This window comes from Chryseobacterium sp. 2VB (assembly GCF_005503635.1).
Lineage (GTDB): Bacteria > Bacteroidota > Bacteroidia > Flavobacteriales > Weeksellaceae > Chryseobacterium > Chryseobacterium cupriresistens.
This window is the reverse complement of record NZ_SCNC01000008.1, coordinates 24,105-40,241: the sequence shown is the minus strand read 5'-3', so window position 1 is coordinate 40,241 and position 16,137 is coordinate 24,105. Positions and strand designations below refer to the sequence as shown.

General features: G+C 36.2%; 16 protein-coding genes. All 16 read right to left on the bottom strand.

Annotated elements, in window-relative coordinates:
• Positions 1 to 5 precede the first annotated feature (5 nt).
• Positions 6 to 932, bottom strand: coding sequence for a mevalonate kinase (locus tag FFS26_RS09675; protein WP_110010249.1), 927 nt, complete (start codon positions 930 to 932; stop codon positions 6 to 8).
• 202 nt (positions 933 to 1,134) lie between these two features.
• On the bottom strand, positions 1,135 to 2,625 hold the full coding sequence (locus tag FFS26_RS09670) for an MFS transporter (protein WP_110010250.1): 1,491 nt from the start codon (positions 2,623 to 2,625) through the stop codon (positions 1,135 to 1,137).
• A 294-nt stretch (positions 2,626 to 2,919) separates the two neighbouring features.
• The gene (locus FFS26_RS09665) at positions 2,920 to 4,098 is read right to left on the bottom strand and encodes an acetyl-CoA C-acyltransferase (protein ID WP_110010251.1); all 1,179 of its coding nucleotides are present in this window, start codon (positions 4,096 to 4,098) and stop codon (positions 2,920 to 2,922) included.
• 57 nt (positions 4,099 to 4,155) lie between these two features.
• Positions 4,156 to 4,566, bottom strand: a complete 411-nt coding sequence (locus tag FFS26_RS09660; RefSeq protein ID WP_110010252.1) for a hypothetical protein — start codon at positions 4,564 to 4,566, stop codon at positions 4,156 to 4,158.
• A 1-nt stretch (position 4,567) separates the two neighbouring features.
• Positions 4,568 to 4,972 (bottom strand): hypothetical protein, encoded by a 405-nt coding sequence (locus FFS26_RS09655; RefSeq protein WP_137904920.1) that lies wholly within the window; start codon positions 4,970 to 4,972, stop codon positions 4,568 to 4,570.
• Between the two features lie 299 nt (positions 4,973 to 5,271).
• Entirely contained in the window at positions 5,272 to 6,654 is a 1,383-nt protein-coding gene (locus FFS26_RS09650) for a nucleoside permease (RefSeq protein WP_137904919.1), read from the bottom strand.
• Between the two features lie 22 nt (positions 6,655 to 6,676).
• Entirely contained in the window at positions 6,677 to 7,276 is a 600-nt protein-coding gene (locus FFS26_RS09645; protein WP_137904918.1) for a bifunctional nuclease family protein, read from the bottom strand.
• Between the two features lie 190 nt (positions 7,277 to 7,466).
• Positions 7,467 to 8,414, bottom strand: coding sequence for an electron transfer flavoprotein subunit alpha/FixB family protein (locus FFS26_RS09640; RefSeq protein WP_110010256.1), 948 nt, complete (start codon positions 8,412 to 8,414; stop codon positions 7,467 to 7,469).
• Between the two features lie 40 nt (positions 8,415 to 8,454).
• Complete coding sequence (locus FFS26_RS09635) at positions 8,455 to 9,201, bottom strand: electron transfer flavoprotein subunit beta/FixA family protein (RefSeq protein ID WP_047429867.1); 747 nt, start codon at positions 9,199 to 9,201, stop codon at positions 8,455 to 8,457.
• A 198-nt stretch (positions 9,202 to 9,399) separates the two neighbouring features.
• Positions 9,400 to 10,107, bottom strand: coding sequence for an SDR family oxidoreductase (locus FFS26_RS09630; RefSeq protein WP_137904917.1), 708 nt, complete (start codon positions 10,105 to 10,107; stop codon positions 9,400 to 9,402).
• An 80-nt stretch (positions 10,108 to 10,187) separates the two neighbouring features.
• Positions 10,188 to 11,111 (bottom strand): T9SS type A sorting domain-containing protein, encoded by a 924-nt coding sequence (locus tag FFS26_RS09625; protein ID WP_110010258.1) that lies wholly within the window; start codon positions 11,109 to 11,111, stop codon positions 10,188 to 10,190.
• A gap of 211 nt (positions 11,112 to 11,322) precedes the next feature.
• Positions 11,323 to 12,243: a T9SS type A sorting domain-containing protein gene (locus FFS26_RS09620; protein ID WP_110010259.1), complete on the bottom strand. Its 921-nt coding sequence runs from the start codon at positions 12,241 to 12,243 to the stop codon at positions 11,323 to 11,325.
• A gap of 210 nt (positions 12,244 to 12,453) precedes the next feature.
• Positions 12,454 to 13,833: a dipeptidase gene (locus FFS26_RS09615; RefSeq protein WP_110010260.1), complete on the bottom strand. Its 1,380-nt coding sequence runs from the start codon at positions 13,831 to 13,833 to the stop codon at positions 12,454 to 12,456.
• A 157-nt stretch (positions 13,834 to 13,990) separates the two neighbouring features.
• Complete coding sequence (locus FFS26_RS09610) at positions 13,991 to 14,266, bottom strand: hypothetical protein (protein ID WP_110010261.1); 276 nt, start codon at positions 14,264 to 14,266, stop codon at positions 13,991 to 13,993.
• Between the two features lie 140 nt (positions 14,267 to 14,406).
• Complete coding sequence (locus FFS26_RS09605) at positions 14,407 to 15,552, bottom strand: class I SAM-dependent methyltransferase (protein WP_110010262.1); 1,146 nt, start codon at positions 15,550 to 15,552, stop codon at positions 14,407 to 14,409.
• A gap of 191 nt (positions 15,553 to 15,743) precedes the next feature.
• On the bottom strand, positions 15,744 to 16,127 hold the full coding sequence (locus FFS26_RS09600; RefSeq protein ID WP_110010263.1) for a GxxExxY protein: 384 nt from the start codon (positions 16,125 to 16,127) through the stop codon (positions 15,744 to 15,746).
• Positions 16,128 to 16,137 lie beyond the last annotated feature (10 nt).

Sequence of the window (16,137 nt, the reverse complement as noted above, 5' to 3'; positions counted from 1 at the left end):
TCTGTTTAAAATCTGTAAATCACTTCTTTTTGGAAGCCGTCAAGCATTTTTTCTGCTTTTGCATAATCTTTGGTAAATCCTAAGATATAGCCGCCTCCACCGCTACCGCACAGTTTCAGATAATAAGCGTTAGAATCCAGACCTTTTTTCCAGATGTTAAAAATACTTTCAGGGATCATAGGACGGAAGTGTTCATAAGCCCAGTGAGAAAGCTTTTTAAGATTTCTGAAGAATGGATTCATGTCTTTTTTAAGGAAAGATTCGATACATGCGTTGTTATAACGGATGAACTCTTCTTTCAGGGTTTTACGGAAACCTTCTGTTTTCATTTTTTCGAAGAAAATCTGAATCATAGGACCTGTTTCACCAGTCATTCCGGAATCGATCAGGAAAATAGCTCCTTTTCCTTCTTCACCTTCGGGAATATTCACCCTGTCTAAATTTTCTTTATTTTCGATAAGAATTGGCAGATTCATATAACAGATCAGTGGATCCATTCCTGAACTTTTTCCATGGAAATAGCTTTCCATTTCACCAAAAACAGCTTTTAATTTTTTAAGATTATCTTTCGAAATGTTTTCAGGATTCAGCTTGCTGATTGAATATTTTTCAAAAATAGCAGCTACCAAAGCGCCGGAACTTCCCACTCCATACCCCTGAGGAATATTGGAATCAAAGAAAAGTCCGTTTGAAATATCATTTTTGAAGCTCTCGATATCCAGCTTAAAGTCGTCGGAAAGATCAAGTGCTGTAAGAAATTCAGAATATTTCTGCAAATGTCTGTTGGAATTAAGTTCGAAATCAGAACTCAAATCTGAGAATTTCAAAGTCCCTTTATAGAAGCTGTAAGGTACAACAAGCCCCTGGGAATCTTCAATCATTCCGTATTCTCCAAACAGGATTATTTTTGCATAAAATAAAGGATTGGTCATATTGACTATAAATCTTTTTGCAAAGTTAAAAATTATTCCGCTGAATATAAGCAAAACTCAGGCCGAATTGTCTTCTATTTTACTTTCTTTAGTTCTTCTATTAAAAATACGAAAAAAATATGATAAATAACTATAATTTCATAGATAAAATTCAATGAATTACCTTGACAAAAAAAGACGTTAAAAATAACGTCTTTCAATCTTATAATGTTTCTCTGTCTTTTCTCATTTTAACCTTCAGGAATCTGATTAAAACCAATCCTGCGGCGAAGAATATAGTCATGGACAATGCTGCAATACGCATATTATTGAAATGTTCGATCAATGTTGCAAAGATGAATGTTCCGATAATGATGGCAATTTTCTCCAACACATCATAGAAGCTGAAATAGGTTGTATTCTCCATTGAGTTCTCAGGCAGAAGTTTTGAATAGGTGGATCTCGACATAGCCTGAAGACCACCCATTACCAAGCCTACTACTGCAGCAACTCCATAAAACTGGTATTCTACTGTTGGGTTTTCTTTGTTCAGGAAATAAGCCCAAAGACAAGCTACAATCCATAGGATGATCGCAATTGAAATAACATTTTTGTTACCAATTCTCTTTGATAACCGTGAGAAAATAACCGCTCCAATGATTGCTTCAATCTGAATCACCAAAAGAGTTCCGATCAGCTTATCCTGAGCAAGGTTAATTTCACTTTTTCCAAATAATGTTGCCATCAGAAAAATAGTCTGCATCCCTACGCTGTAAAAGAAGAAGCTCGACAGGAAGAATTTCAGATTTTTATCTTTGAAAAGCTCTCCTCCTACTTTAAACAGTTCGTGGAAACTTTCTTTTGCAATATCTTTATAGAAGCTCAGGTTATCTTTAAATACTTCAAAGAAGCCTCCCTGTTCTTCATGTTTTTTGAAGATATTTTTATAATTCAGCAGCACTAAATCTTTAGGCAGTTTATCTTTCACATCCCCAAACTGAGGAAGGTGCTTGAATGTATATTGAGAAAAACCGAACCACCATGCTCCCGTCAGAAGGAAACTGATTCTTGTAAACAGCAGCTGCTGCGCGGCTCCTTTAGCAAAAACCTGAATCAGTACCAAACAGATCACCACCAAAACTACGGAACCGATGTATCCGTAAACATATCCTCTTGCAGAAAGCGCATCCTGTCTGTCTGGTGTTGCGATATCCGGAAGAAACGAGTTATAAAATACCAAACTCCCCCAGAAACCTACACTGGCCGTAATACTGAAAAGCAGCCCAAGAAATACGTTATGCATTCCAGTAAACATGGCCAATCCCATACAAGATGTTGCGCCAAGATAGCAGAAGAACTGCAGGAAAGACTTTTTATTTCCAATCGTATCGGCCAGAGAAGACAAAAACGGGGACAGCAATACAACAATAAAGAACGATATGGTAAGAGAATACCCGTAAACAGCGTCAGGCTGATATTCTTCTCCAAAAATTTTGATCATATGTCTTACCGGAACATCAATCCATGTTTTTGTTTCTGCCACGTATTCTTTTTTCTCGTAAGCAGTAGTAAGGATAGAGTAATAAATGGGAAAAATGGTAGAGGTAATCACCAGGGAATAAACAGAATTTGCCCAGTCATATACAGCCCAGGCTTTCATAATTTTCGGATTATTCTTTATGTTTTTAGGCTGTCGATTCTCAGTTTCAGACATTTCAAATATATATTAGTAGCACAAAAATAGAAAAACTACGGAATATTCTACGGTTTTTAATATTATTTTGAAAATAATAATTGTAAAGTATTGAAATAGCTCAGCAAAGTTTTAATCACATTTGATACCATCAAAGGTTAGACCGTATCTGTTGAAGGTATACAACCTCCTATATCTATGTCGATAAATTATCTGACTGGAATTATAAAGTTCAGCCCTGTAACTAAAAAATCGGAGTTTAAAGACCCCGATTTTTATATTTTAAACCACAAAATGCGGTTATATACTTATCAATTATAAATTTTCAATCACAATTGCAGAAGCACCGCCACCACCATTACAGATAGCAGCAGCTCCGTATTTCGCATTATTTTGCTTCAATACGTTGATTAATGTAACGATGATTCTTGAACCTGAACTTCCCAGTGGGTGTCCTAATGCTACGGCACCTCCGTTTACGTTTACTTTATCTGCATCTAATCCTAAGATTTTGTTGTTGGCTAATCCTACTACTGAGAAAGCTTCGTTGAATTCGAAGAAATCGATATCAGAAATCTCTAATCCTGCTTTTTTAAGAGCGATTGGTAACGCCTTTGCCGGAGCTGTTGTAAAGTTTTCAGGCTCCTGTGCTGCGTCAGCATAAGAAACTATTTTTGCAAGAGGTTTCAACCCAAGTTCTTCCATTTTTTCTTTAGAAACAAGGATCAATGCAGAAGCTCCATCGTTCAAAGTAGATGCGTTAGCAGCAGTTACTGTTCCTTCTTCTTTTTTGAATACGGTAGGAAGTGTTGAAATTCTGTCAAAGTTAACCGCTTTATATTCTTCATCTTCAGCAAAGATTACAGGTTCTCCTTTTCTCTGAGGGATAGAAACCGGTACAATTTCTTCGTTAAATTTACCTTCGCTCCAAGCTTTTGCAGATCTTTTGTAAGATTCCACAGCGAAGTTATCCTGATCTTCTCTTGTAATATTATAGTCTACAGCACATTTTTCTGCACATACTCCCATATGTACTTTGTTGTATACGTCTGTAAGACCGTCAAGTACCATTCCGTCAAGCATTTTGATATCGCCTAACTTTGTAGCCACTCTTGCATTGTAATAATGAGGAACTAAAGACATGTTTTCCATACCACCTGCAACAATTACCTCTGCATCACCAGCTTTGATCGCCTGAGCTGCCATTGTTACAGCCTTCATTCCTGAAGCACAAACTTTATTAACTGTAGTGGAAGGTGTATTGATTGAAAGACCTGCTCCCAAAGCAACCTGACGAGCCGGTGCCTGGCCTTCTCCTGCCTGAAGAACATTCCCCATATAGATTTCCTGAACAATATTAGGATCTAAACCAATTTTATCTAATGCTCCTTTTACAGCAGTTGCTCCCAGTTTTGTAGCCGGAACTGTTGATAAGCTTCCCATAAAACTCCCCATAGGTGTTCTTACCGCGGAAACAATGAATACTTCTTTCATGTATATAATTTTTATTTAGCTGAAACGGAATAAAAATCCCGTTTTTATAGTTAGAATTTATTTCACTTTTATGTATACCACGTCAAATTGAGTCCCTTCAATTTTGGTATTCACTTTCAGAAGATTATCCTGAGTGGCGACTATTTTATTATTGAAGACATCTCCTATCTGTGCAGGATCATTTTTATCAGATTTCTCTATCACGATTGCTTTATAATTGCAGTCATCCACAAAAACCAATGTCGATTTGATATAATCTTTTCCATTATTGAAATATTCGGTTTGAACATTATCTTTAATGGTCATATGCCATATTGCTTCCGGATAATTGGGTCTTAGAAATTTTCCTTCTTTTATGTTAGTACATTTAGGCGGATTATCCGGTTTTTTCTGTTCTGTTGCCTGAGCATGCACCTGTACAGCGGTCGTCAACAAAATTCCTGCTGAAAATATTTTTAAAAAGTTCATATTATATTTGTGTTCTGTTATTTACTTTTTTATTTCCTCCTGCAAAAACCATCAGAAAAGCACCTAAAAACTCAACTGCCCAGCCCCATTTCAGCTTAACGATCCCTGCAAAAGTTTCCTGCCAGGATTTGAATGGTAAAAAGCTAAAGTATTGCAGCGACTGCATTTTCACAGCAACTAAGGTAAATCCGAATAGAAGAATAAGGAGAATACCAAAGAACCTTACAATCTTTGCACTATTGTTTACGATCCCAAAAACGGCACAAGCGGAGAAAATCCAGCATGCGATAGCCAGATAATGATCAAGCTTCCAATAGTTCCAGTTTCCTATTAAAGGTACATGTACCAAGGGTAGAAAACTACCTACAATTACTAACAGTAATCCTAATAACTGAATATTTTTCATATTTACTAAAGTGCCAAAATACAAAAAAAAACACACTTTTAAATAGGGTGATTTAAAAATAGAAATTCTGCACCCGAACACTTGTTAGTCATAAAAATGATTCAATATTTTTAATTATTATATAAAGAAAAATACAATTTATTATCAAATTAAAAATTAACATTTACTATTCCATATCAATCTGAAGTCCATAATTTTCTTCTGCAAAGCTTTATTTGATAAAAGGATATTTGAATATAAAAAAATTGCATCTTTTTTCAAAAATGCAATTTAATATTTTAATAAAAAATAAGTTTCAATTAATGTTTCACTGAGGATACATCTTCCGGGTTATGTTTATGCTTGAACAATACCGCAAAGAAAATCGCCAGTATTAATGCATAGATTGCGAAAGAAAGCCATATCTGCTGCCAGTCTTTTACCATTACTATAGAAGAAAGAGTTCCATCTGTATTCACAGCTGCATTGAAGCTGTTCTTTAAAATGTTCAGGAAAGTAGGATTATCAGGTGTCGTTTGCAGATAAGCAGATAGATCTGAAGCCGTAGAAAACTTGTGAGTAAAGAACTTATCAATAGCCCATCCTGCAGCATAACTTCCGAAAACCGCTCCAAAACCGTTGGTCATCATCATAAATAATCCCTGAGCTGAAGAACGTATCTTTTTATCAGTAGTTGTTTCCACGAAAAGCGATCCTGAGATATTAAAGAAATCGAAAGCCATTCCGTACACAATACATGAAAGAATGATTAATGAGAGTCCAAATCCGTCCGGCACCCCATAAGCAAAGAAACCGAATCTTAGCACCCAGGCCAGCATAGACATCAGCATTACTTTTTTAATTCCAAATTTCTTCAGGAAGAAAGGAATTGCCAAAATAAACAGGGTTTCTGAAACCTGGGAAATTGACATAATGATGGTAGATCTCTGTACCACGAATGAGTCTGCATATTTAGGGAAATTAGCAAATTCACTTAAGAATACATCACCATAGGCATTGGTAAGCTGAAGCGCAGCTCCCAAAAGCATTGAAAACATAAAGAATAATGCCATTTTATAGTTTCCGAAAAGCTTGAAAGCATTTAAACCTAATTGTTCAGATAATGGAGAATTTTTATCAATCAGTTTTTGTGGTGGGCATTTTGGAAGTGTAAGGGCATAAATTCCTAAGAAAATTGCTACAACACCTCCGATATAAAACTGACCTTCTGTTGCTTTATTTCCACTAAGGTTGGTGATCCACATGGCAACAATAAAACCAATAGTTCCCCATACACGAATCGGCGGAAAATCTTTCACCACATCCAGATTGTTATTTTTCAGGATTGTATATGAAATTGAATTGGCCAATGCGATGGTAGGCATGTAGAAACACATTGCCACGAGCATTACCGAAAAGAAGGAATTCGGATCTGCAGAATGAGGCAGTATAAAAAGAATAACCCCATAAAGAATGTGTAATACTGAAAATATACGCTCCGCATTTACCCAGCGGTCAGCGATAATTCCAGTAATGGTTGGCATAAAAATAGAAGCAATTCCCATTGTTCCGAAAACAGCTCCAAACTGAGTTCCGTCCCAATGCTTTGTACCAAACCAGAAGTTAGCCATCGTAATCAGCCAGGCTCCCCAAACAAAAAACTGGAGAAAACTGAGGATGGTCAGTCGTAATTTTAAATTCATAGTTTATAAAAAAAGTATCTCTTTAGTCAATTTTCTTTTTCCTCCTCTTGATTTCTTCCTGGATTTCAAGGGCGGTATCATAGTCTTCTTCTTTAACGGCTTCATCCAATAATTTCTGAAGTTCTTCCATTGAAAGAGATTTTAAGTTATCTTCTGTCTGTACAGTTTCTGAGAAAGACTGTTCTTCTTTTGAAACATCTTCCAATTCCAGTAAAATTCCGGCTTCATTTAAAACCTGCTGTGTTGTAAATATAGGCGCATCAAATCTTACGGCCATTGCAACGGCATCGGAAGTTCTGGCATCAAGGATCAGTTCTTCGTTGGTTACTTTATTTTTAAAGTTGATATTGGAGAAGAAAACTCCGTCTACAATCTGATAGATAATGACAGAAACCAACTCATAATTGGCAGAAACTATAAATTTTGTAAATAAATCATGAGTAAGAGGACGCGGTGGATGAATATCTTTCTCCAATCCGAGAGAGATAGACTGAGCTTCGAAATTTCCTATAACAACAGGTAATTTTATGTGTGTTTCTTCATGCTCCAGTAACAATGCGTACGCCCCCGACTGGGTCTGGCTGTACGATATTCCGCGAATAATTAGCTGCTTATAATCCATAGCTACAAATATAGATTAATTTTTTGTTGTGTTTTCACTTTTTTACGCAAAAATAAAAGCCCGGAAAGCCGAGCTTTTATCTGTATTGTTGATGATTGTCAAACGTCAATAGTGAATTTTGCTTCGCAAGTGAATTATTTTATTAAAAAATTGACAAGCAAAGCGAATTGACTATTCACAATTCACTTTCTTATCCTTTAATTGCTTTAATTTTCTCTGTTAGTGCAGGAATAATCTGGAAAGCATCTCCTACTACTCCGTAGTCAGCAGACTTGAAGAACGGTGCTTCAGGATCACTGTTGATTACTACGATAGTTTTTGAAGAGTTAACTCCCGCAAGGTGCTGAATCGCTCCTGAAATTCCTACTGCAACATAAAGATTCGGAGAAATTGCTTTACCTGTTTGTCCTACGTGTTCTGTGTGAGGTCTCCATCCGATATCAGAAACCGGCTTGGAACATGCTGTAGCTGCTCCTAAAACGTTTGCCAGATCTTCAATCATTCCCCAGTTTTCAGGTCCTTTCATACCTCTACCTGCAGAAACAACAACTTCAGCTTCTTTAAGGTCTAATTTACCTGAACTCTGCTCATGAGAAATCACTTTAGTATCTTCATTAGCAACAGATAAGTTCTTCACTTCTTCTGAACCTGACACTGCATTTTCTTTAACACCGAAAGCGTTTTGAGAAACAGTAACGATTACTCCGTTTCCTTCTGCTTTTGCATGCATGAAACCTTTTCCTGAGAATGCTCTTCTTTTTACCTGGAAAGGAGAAAGGCTTTCTGGAGCTTCCAATGCATTGGTAATTAAAGAATAGTTCTTCATTACAGCAAGCATAGGAGCTACGGAAGAAGCGTCAGTAGTGTGAGGGAAAACGATAATATTTCCGTCTGCTACTTCACTTACAGCCTGTGCAAATGCTTTTGCTGAGAAATTTTTAAGACCTTCGTCTTTGATATTGATAACGTTTGATGCTCCATATTTGTATAATAAATCTGAAGAATCAGTTGGGTTTACAGAGATTGCCGTAACGGTATCTCCCGCCTTATCAGCGATAGCTTTAGCATAAGAAACTGCTTCGAAAGCTGCTTTTTTGTAAACTCCGTTTATATTTTCTGCGTATACGAATACTGCCATTGTTTTACATTTAAAATTTAAAGATTGAAAAATTTAAAGATTAGATTACTTTAGCTTCTTCGTGAAGTAATCTTACCAATTCATCCAGATTATCAGGAGAAACCATTTTCACTGCAGCTCTTGGCGGAACGCTGTCATAAGATACTCCCTGAACTTTTACTTCTGAAGAAGAAGGCTCTACTACCTGCAAAGGTTTTGTTCTTGCAGACATAATTCCTCTCATATTTGGGATGATAAGATCTTTCTCATCTACCAATCCTTTCTGACCTGCAATAACTGCCGGTAATTTTACTGAAATAGTTTCTTTTCCTCCTTCAATTTCTCTTACTGCTGTAGCTTCACTTCCGTTCACGTCTAGTCCTACAGAAGCGTTTACGAAAGGCTGGTTTAATAGCTGAGCTACCATTCCCGGAACAGAACCTCCGTTATAATCGATGGATTCTTTTCCGCAAAGGATAAGATCATATCCTCCGTTTTGAGCTACAGCTGCAATTTCTTTTGCTGTAGAATAGCTGTCTTTCGGGTCAAGATTTACTCTTACCGCATCATTAGCTCCAATTGCCAAAGCTTTTCTGATTACAGGCTCTGTAGCAGCATCACCTACGTTGATTACCGTTACTGTTGCTCCCTGAGATTCCTGAAGTTTAACCGCTTTTGTCAACGCAAATTCGTCTAGAGGATTGATTACCCACTGAATTCCGTTTTTGTCGAAAGCAGATTTGTCTGCTGTAAAGTTAATTTTGGAAGTAGTATCCGGAACACTACTAATACAAACTAATATTTTCATATGTTGTTCTTAATTTTTTTATTGGTCATATGTAACCTTAAGGTTTCATGTGTCTATTTTATTTTTTCCCTTTTGATGCATAAAATTGTGACGGTTTATGCAGAGATTTTGTTTGAATTAATTTTTGCTAATATAAATAAAAAATATATTATGCATGCATAATACTTAGTAAATTATTATTCAATACATTAGATGTAGTTACTTCGCTGGTTTTGTTGCCCTAAACTCTATTTTACTCGGCAAAACCCTTGGGTTCATCTTTAAAATATCCAGTACAAGATTCCCCATATCTTCGGGCTGAATCTTCCAATTATCCTTTTCAGACGGAATATTTCCATTAAAATGAGTGGCTACTGATCCAGGCATAATTACAGTAGACTTAATATTATATTTTCTTAAATCGATCATGGCAGCCTGAGTGAAACCTACCACTCCGAATTTGGAAGCATTGTATCCAGTCCCGTTTTCAAAGAAATTGGCACCTGCAAGGCTGGAAATGGTAATATAGTAGCCTTCTGTCTTTTTCAACTCTTCTACAGAGGCTTTTAAAGTATAGAAAACCCCTGTAAGATTGGTTTCTATCATATCATTCCATTCTGCTGCGGTAAGTTCATCTACGGGCTTAAAAATCCCTAATCCTGCATTAGCAATAACATAATCCAGCCTTCCGAACTTTTCAACGGTATATTTTACAGCTTCCTGTTCGCTTTCGAGACTTCTTACATCAGAAACAATTCCCAAAACATTTTCTGAATATTGCTTAAGTTCTTCTTCCGCCTTCATCACATCTTCTCTTTTTCTTCCTGAAAATGCTACAGAAATGCCGTTTTCAAGTAAAATTTTCGCAATCCCGAAACCTATTCCTTTGGTTCCGCCTGTTATATAAGCTGTTTTATGATCTGACATATGATTAAAATTTTTAATTCTCTAAAATAACAAAAACGCTCCAATTGGAGCGTTTTGCTGATACTAAGATTTATCAGTAATTATTTTTTGATGAACTTCTCTGTAAAGTTTCTTCCTTCTGTTTCCACATTCAATAAATATGCTCCGGCAGGTAGATTTCTAACGTTTACCTGATCTCCATTGAGTGTTACATCCACTCTTTTTCCTGACATATCATATACTTCAACATGTTTGATTTTGTTAGAAGTTGTGATTTTTATAACATCAGTTGCCGGGTTTGGATAGATGGACAGTTTCACATCATTTTTAACGGCATCTTTCGTAGATAACGCTGCTTCATTATTGATTTTGATATTATCGATATAGGCCGAACCTCCATAGTTGTCATGTACAAAATCCATTCTGTTAATATTATTGTTGCTGAATGGCTGTCCTGTATAGATCAGAGCATCGTTCAGGAAATATTGGATTCCTGTAGCCGTAGAAACTATTTTTACCCTGTACCAGGTATTGGCATTCCAGGTCTGGTTGGTATTAACCAGATTACCAGATCCTGCTGTAGCGAGTAAAATACTTCCGTCATAAGAAAAATTGATATAGGTAACAATTCCTCCAGCTCCTGTTGTACTTACTGTTCTAAAAACAAAATCTGAACTGGATGTACTTTTTTGGGTAAGTCTTACATCAAATGACTGTGTAAAGCTGTTATATATCAGTGGTGTCGTAAAGGTATAAAAGCCACCCATTACCGGGCTCTGTTGCGGCCCATACGCTGGATCCGGAGTGATTTTAAAACTATTTGATCCCTGGCTTGCTATTTCAGATGACACCAATTGGGTTGTTATATATACCGGCGGTACTCCTCCGTCGTTGGTCGTAACCCAACCCTGCTGTCCATTAATGTTTCCTGCTGTATATCCTTCGCTGGCTTCGAAAGAAATGGTCTGCTGGGCAAAAGATGATATTGAAATCAACGAAATTGCGAAAATGTAAAGTTTCTTCATGATATTTTTTTAGTTTAAAGCAAATATATACGATTTAAACCTAAAAAGCAAAACACGTTAATTTTTTACACATATTAACAAATTAACATAATATTTTTAATCAAAAAGAGTAAAGATATTAAATCCAAGAAAGAAGATCAATTCCGAAAAATCATCCATGAATACATTAAAACGCTAAAAAGATCCCATGTTTCCAGAGGTAAGAAATAATTTATCGGATGATCACTTTTTCTGTAAAATTTCCTCCTTCGGTTTTAACATTGACACTATATATTCCTGCACTTAAGCCTTTTACCTCTATTTTACTGTTGTTTATTTCCGTCTTTATGAGTTTTCCTGTCTCGTCATAGAGGTCAATACTTTTTACTTTGGTGGCTGTATTAATATTGATAAAATCATGGGCGGGGTTAGGATAAACCGCAATTTCCTTAGTGTTTACTTTAGAATCATGTACCGCCATTACCCCCAGTTCACTATTAATTTTGATATGATCGATATAAGCTGATCCCAATGAATTATTATGAACGAAACGAAGCTGGTCTATATTTAAAGAATTGGCGGCTGTTCCTGTGTAGATCAGCACATTATTAAGGTAATACCGCACATCTGTGGCACTTCCTACTATTTTTAACCGAAACCAGGTGTTAGGTATCCAGATTGAAGGCAGGGAAATCAGATTCTGTATACCTGAAACCGTGTTTAAAATCTTTACCGATCCTGTTTTTTCAAAATCCAATCTCACCACAGACTGGTCATCAATACTGTTTACGCCCTGAAAACCAAAATCAGAGCCGTTGAACTGTGACATGTTGATATCGAATGACACAGAAAAATTGTTGGAAGCCAACGGTGCCGGAAGATTATAAAACCCTCCTATGATCGGATCATTCTGAGTTCCATATGTATTTTCTTTTACGATTCTAAGGGAACGGCTACCATCACTGGCTTTATCCATGCTGATGGTCTGATGGGTAACATTTTGCGGTATACCTCCTGTGGGGGTACTGATCCAGCCTGTCTGCCCATTGATATCTCCGGTGTTAAACCCTTCATTAGACTCAAAGGAAATGGTCTGCTGGGCTAAAATGCATATTGAAGATAGCAAAATTGCAACTGAGTAGTATTTTTTCATAGTAAATCAAGTTTTGTATTAAAAATATAAACTTTCAATGAATAGTGAAATAACTTATTGCAAATAAAAATTAACCCTTTTATTTTCAGTGAATTTAATTTTTCAAATTCTTAAAAAGGCTTTGCCGGCAGTTGATAACAGGATAATATAAAGCAAAAAAATAAGGTATCTCTTTCCAGAAATACCTTATGATATCGTATTATTGATCAATTACTTTGAATAATTCTCAAAGAACAATGGAATACTTTCAATTCCTTTATAGAAATTGAACAGCCCATAATGCTCGTTTGGAGAGTGGATCGCATCAGAATCCAATCCGAATCCCATCAATACAGACTTAGCTCCTAAAACCTGCTCAAACATGGCTGTAATCGGAATACTTCCTCCTCCTCTGTATGGAAGCACCTCTTTTCCAAACGCAGATTCCATTGCCTGTTTCGCAGCAGCAAATTCTTTTGTATTGGTTGGTAAAACGTACGGCATTCCTCCATGGTGAGGAGTTACTTTTACTTTTACCGTATCCGGAGCGATTTTTTCAAAATATTTCGTGAACTTTTCCGTGATTTCCTGAGGAGTCTGGTAAGGAACCAGACGCATTGAAATTTTAGCAAAAGCTTTTGAAGGAATTACTGTTTTTGCCCCTTCTCCTGTATAACCACCCCAGATTCCGTTACAGTCTAAAGTAGGACGGATAGAAGTTCTTTCTAAAGTAGTATATCCTTTTTCACCTTCGATATTGCTTAACCCGATTGATTTCTTGAATTCTTCCGGATTGTCTTTCAATTTATTCATTTCGGCTCTCTCTTCATCTGAAACTGTTTCAACATTGTCGTAGAACCCATCAATAGTGATATGACCGTTTTCATCAATCAGATTAGCGATCATTCTTGAAAGAACATGGATAGGATTTGGAACCGCTCCACCATAAAGACCTGAGTGCAAGTCTCTGTTTGGACCTTCCACTTCTACTTCTACATAGCTTAAACCTCTTAAACCAGTTGTTACAGTAGGTTGTTCGTTGCTGTAGATATGGGTATCGGAAATTAAGATACAATCACAAGCTAATTTCTCCTTGTTCTCGTTTACCCACTCTCCCAAGCTTACAGAACCCACTTCTTCTTCTCCTTCTAAGATAAATTTAACATTGCAAGGAAGAGCATTGGTTTTCATCATGGCTTCAAAAGCCTTCAGATGCATGAAAAACTGCCCTTTGTCGTCAGCAGAACCTCTGGCAAAAATTGCCCCTTCAGGATGTAGCTCAGTTTTTTCAATATAAGGCTCGAATGGCGGCTTTGTCCATAATTCCAACGGATCTGCCGGCTGAACATCGTAGTGTCCGTATACCAATACTGTTGGTAAGCTTTTATCTAAAATTTTCTCCCCGAAAACAATTGGATATCCTTTTGTCTGGCAAACTTCAACATTGTCAGCTCCAGCATTCTTAAGGTGTGCCGCCACTACATCTGCACATTTCAAAACGTCATCTTTATACGCCGGATCTGCAGAAATAGAAGGAATTCTCAATAACTCAAATAATTCATCCACGAAACGCTGTTTGTTTTCGTTGATGTAATTTAATGTCTCTTGCATTGTAAAAATTTATTTTGTTAAAATTAAAAAAAATGCCTGGCAGGGACAAACAAAAAGAAAGGATTTTCCCAATCTCATGCTAATGAACCCAATAGCCCTCTTTTTAATAAAAAAATGCCCTGCAGAAACAGGGCACTTATATATTTTGTACTTCTAATTAGTGTTCAGCTTTTGGAGCTTTATCAGCTTCAGCAGGTTTTGCAGCAGCAGTACTGTCTGTTTTTGGAGCAGCAGCTTCTTCAGGTTTTGCAGGAGCTTCTTCTTTATGCTCTGCTGCAGCAGCTTCATGTCCGTGAGCTTCTCCCTGAGGAGCGTCAGAATATCTTTCTACTCCTTCTTCAAGTTTCAAAGTAGCTTTGTTTCCTCCTTGCGGAACTTTTTTACAGCTTACCGCTACCGTTGCAATCGCTAAACAGATAACTAATTTTTTCATATGTAAAATTATTTTTTTTAAAAGATAATATGGAACCGCACTATTTTCAATCTATTCTGACCCTCCAAACAGCAAGCGATTACATGCTTCAATTTTTGATTGCCCAAAAGTAAGAAATCCTGCTTTTTTCGGCAACATTTTTATACTGATTTTAATATTATTTTCCCTTTTTTGGATTGGGTAAAAATAAGATACTGATCTCCTCCGTCTTTTAAACCGTATTTCTTTTTGATTTGTTCAGGTTTTAAAGGGTAATTTTTTGCAATGATATTAAACTGCCCTTTCTTTTTAATACTTTTAGAATCAACAGATTCCATTTCCAAAATCCTTCCCGGAAAGTTTTCAATCTTTTCGGAGGAAGTGTAAAGATGGCTGTTGGGATGAAGTTTTTTCAATCCGAATTTCAGGGAAATCAAATTAAAGACTCCCGCCTTCAAAATAGAATGATTGGGAATATAAATGTATTTTTCCGGTTCGGAATATTCCGATTCCGCAGTTTCTTCTTCCCCATATCTGAATGTAAAAGTCTCTTCTCCGCTTTCAAGGTTCACACAATTACAGATGATCTTATCCATATTTTCGTTGGAAAGAAATACGACAACTTCTTTCACATCATTTTTGAGGGCAATAACATCAATTCTTGTAATACCGGGCAGCACAGAGACAAGATATTTAAGATCAATAAGAGGTGACAGTTTAACAACTACCTGACCGGAAATAGATCGTAATTTTTCCTGAATTTCAAGAATATCAGGTGACAGGTCTTCCAAAAGAAAAACTTTATTTTTTTGCTCGTCTCTTCGGGCCGGATCAAGATAAATGACATCAAAGTGTTCCTGATTCTCATTCAGAAAATCTTCGAGTTTTCTGTTGACAAATTTTGCCTGACGGTCCAGGATGTTCCAGTTATTTTCAACAATATTTAAAAGCTCGGTATTTTGCTCTACTAAGGTGATATCATCAAAATTTTGGGAGAGATAATAAGCATCAATAGCAAAACCGCTTGTAAGATCAATAAATTTCTTTCCTTTCAGAATTTCAGATTTATAAAGAGCTGTTTTTTCTGATGATGACTGTTCCAGATTAAGCTGTGGAGGAAAAAGAATTCCTTCTTTCAGGAGAAACGGAAATTTCCTTTCTGCCACCTGTTTTCCTTTGATCTGCTGTACGATTTCCTGCATGGAAACCTCCGGAAAAGGGGATTTTTTCAACAGTAATGTGTGTAAATCTGTATTCAGATTTGCATTGATGTAGTTTTGGATTTCCTTATTTATTAATTTAACCACAGATGACACGGATTTTCACAGATGTTTATGTTTTATTTATTTACGTAATTTTAAATATTTGAATTTATTCATTCTTAACCGCATAAAAAATCACCATAGATGCTTAATGTTTCATTTTACGTAGCAGAATACGCATAATCATTAAAAGTTTAAAAAAATATGTGCAATCATCTGTGGTCCATTTTGGAATATTAGTCTAAATTCCCTCTTACTTTCCGAAAAATACTTTTACTGATAAAATCAGTATTAAAGTTTACCAAAATTCCTAATTTCAATCCTGTTAACTTTAAATAGGTTAACAACTGTTGATGATGAATATTTGCTATTTCCGTTACGGCTTTTACTTCTATAATAATTTTATCTTCAACAATTATATCGGCAACAAAACCAGAATCAATAATAATATCCCTAAATTTAACCTTCATCGGAACCTGAGTCTTCACTTTTAAACCATTATTTTCCAATTCGCAAACCAGAACCTTCTCATAAACTTTTTCCAATAAACCTGGTCCAAGTTCATTATAAACAGAAAATATAGATTTTCTGATATAAAAACTTATCTCATTTTCTTTCATAACATTTGCA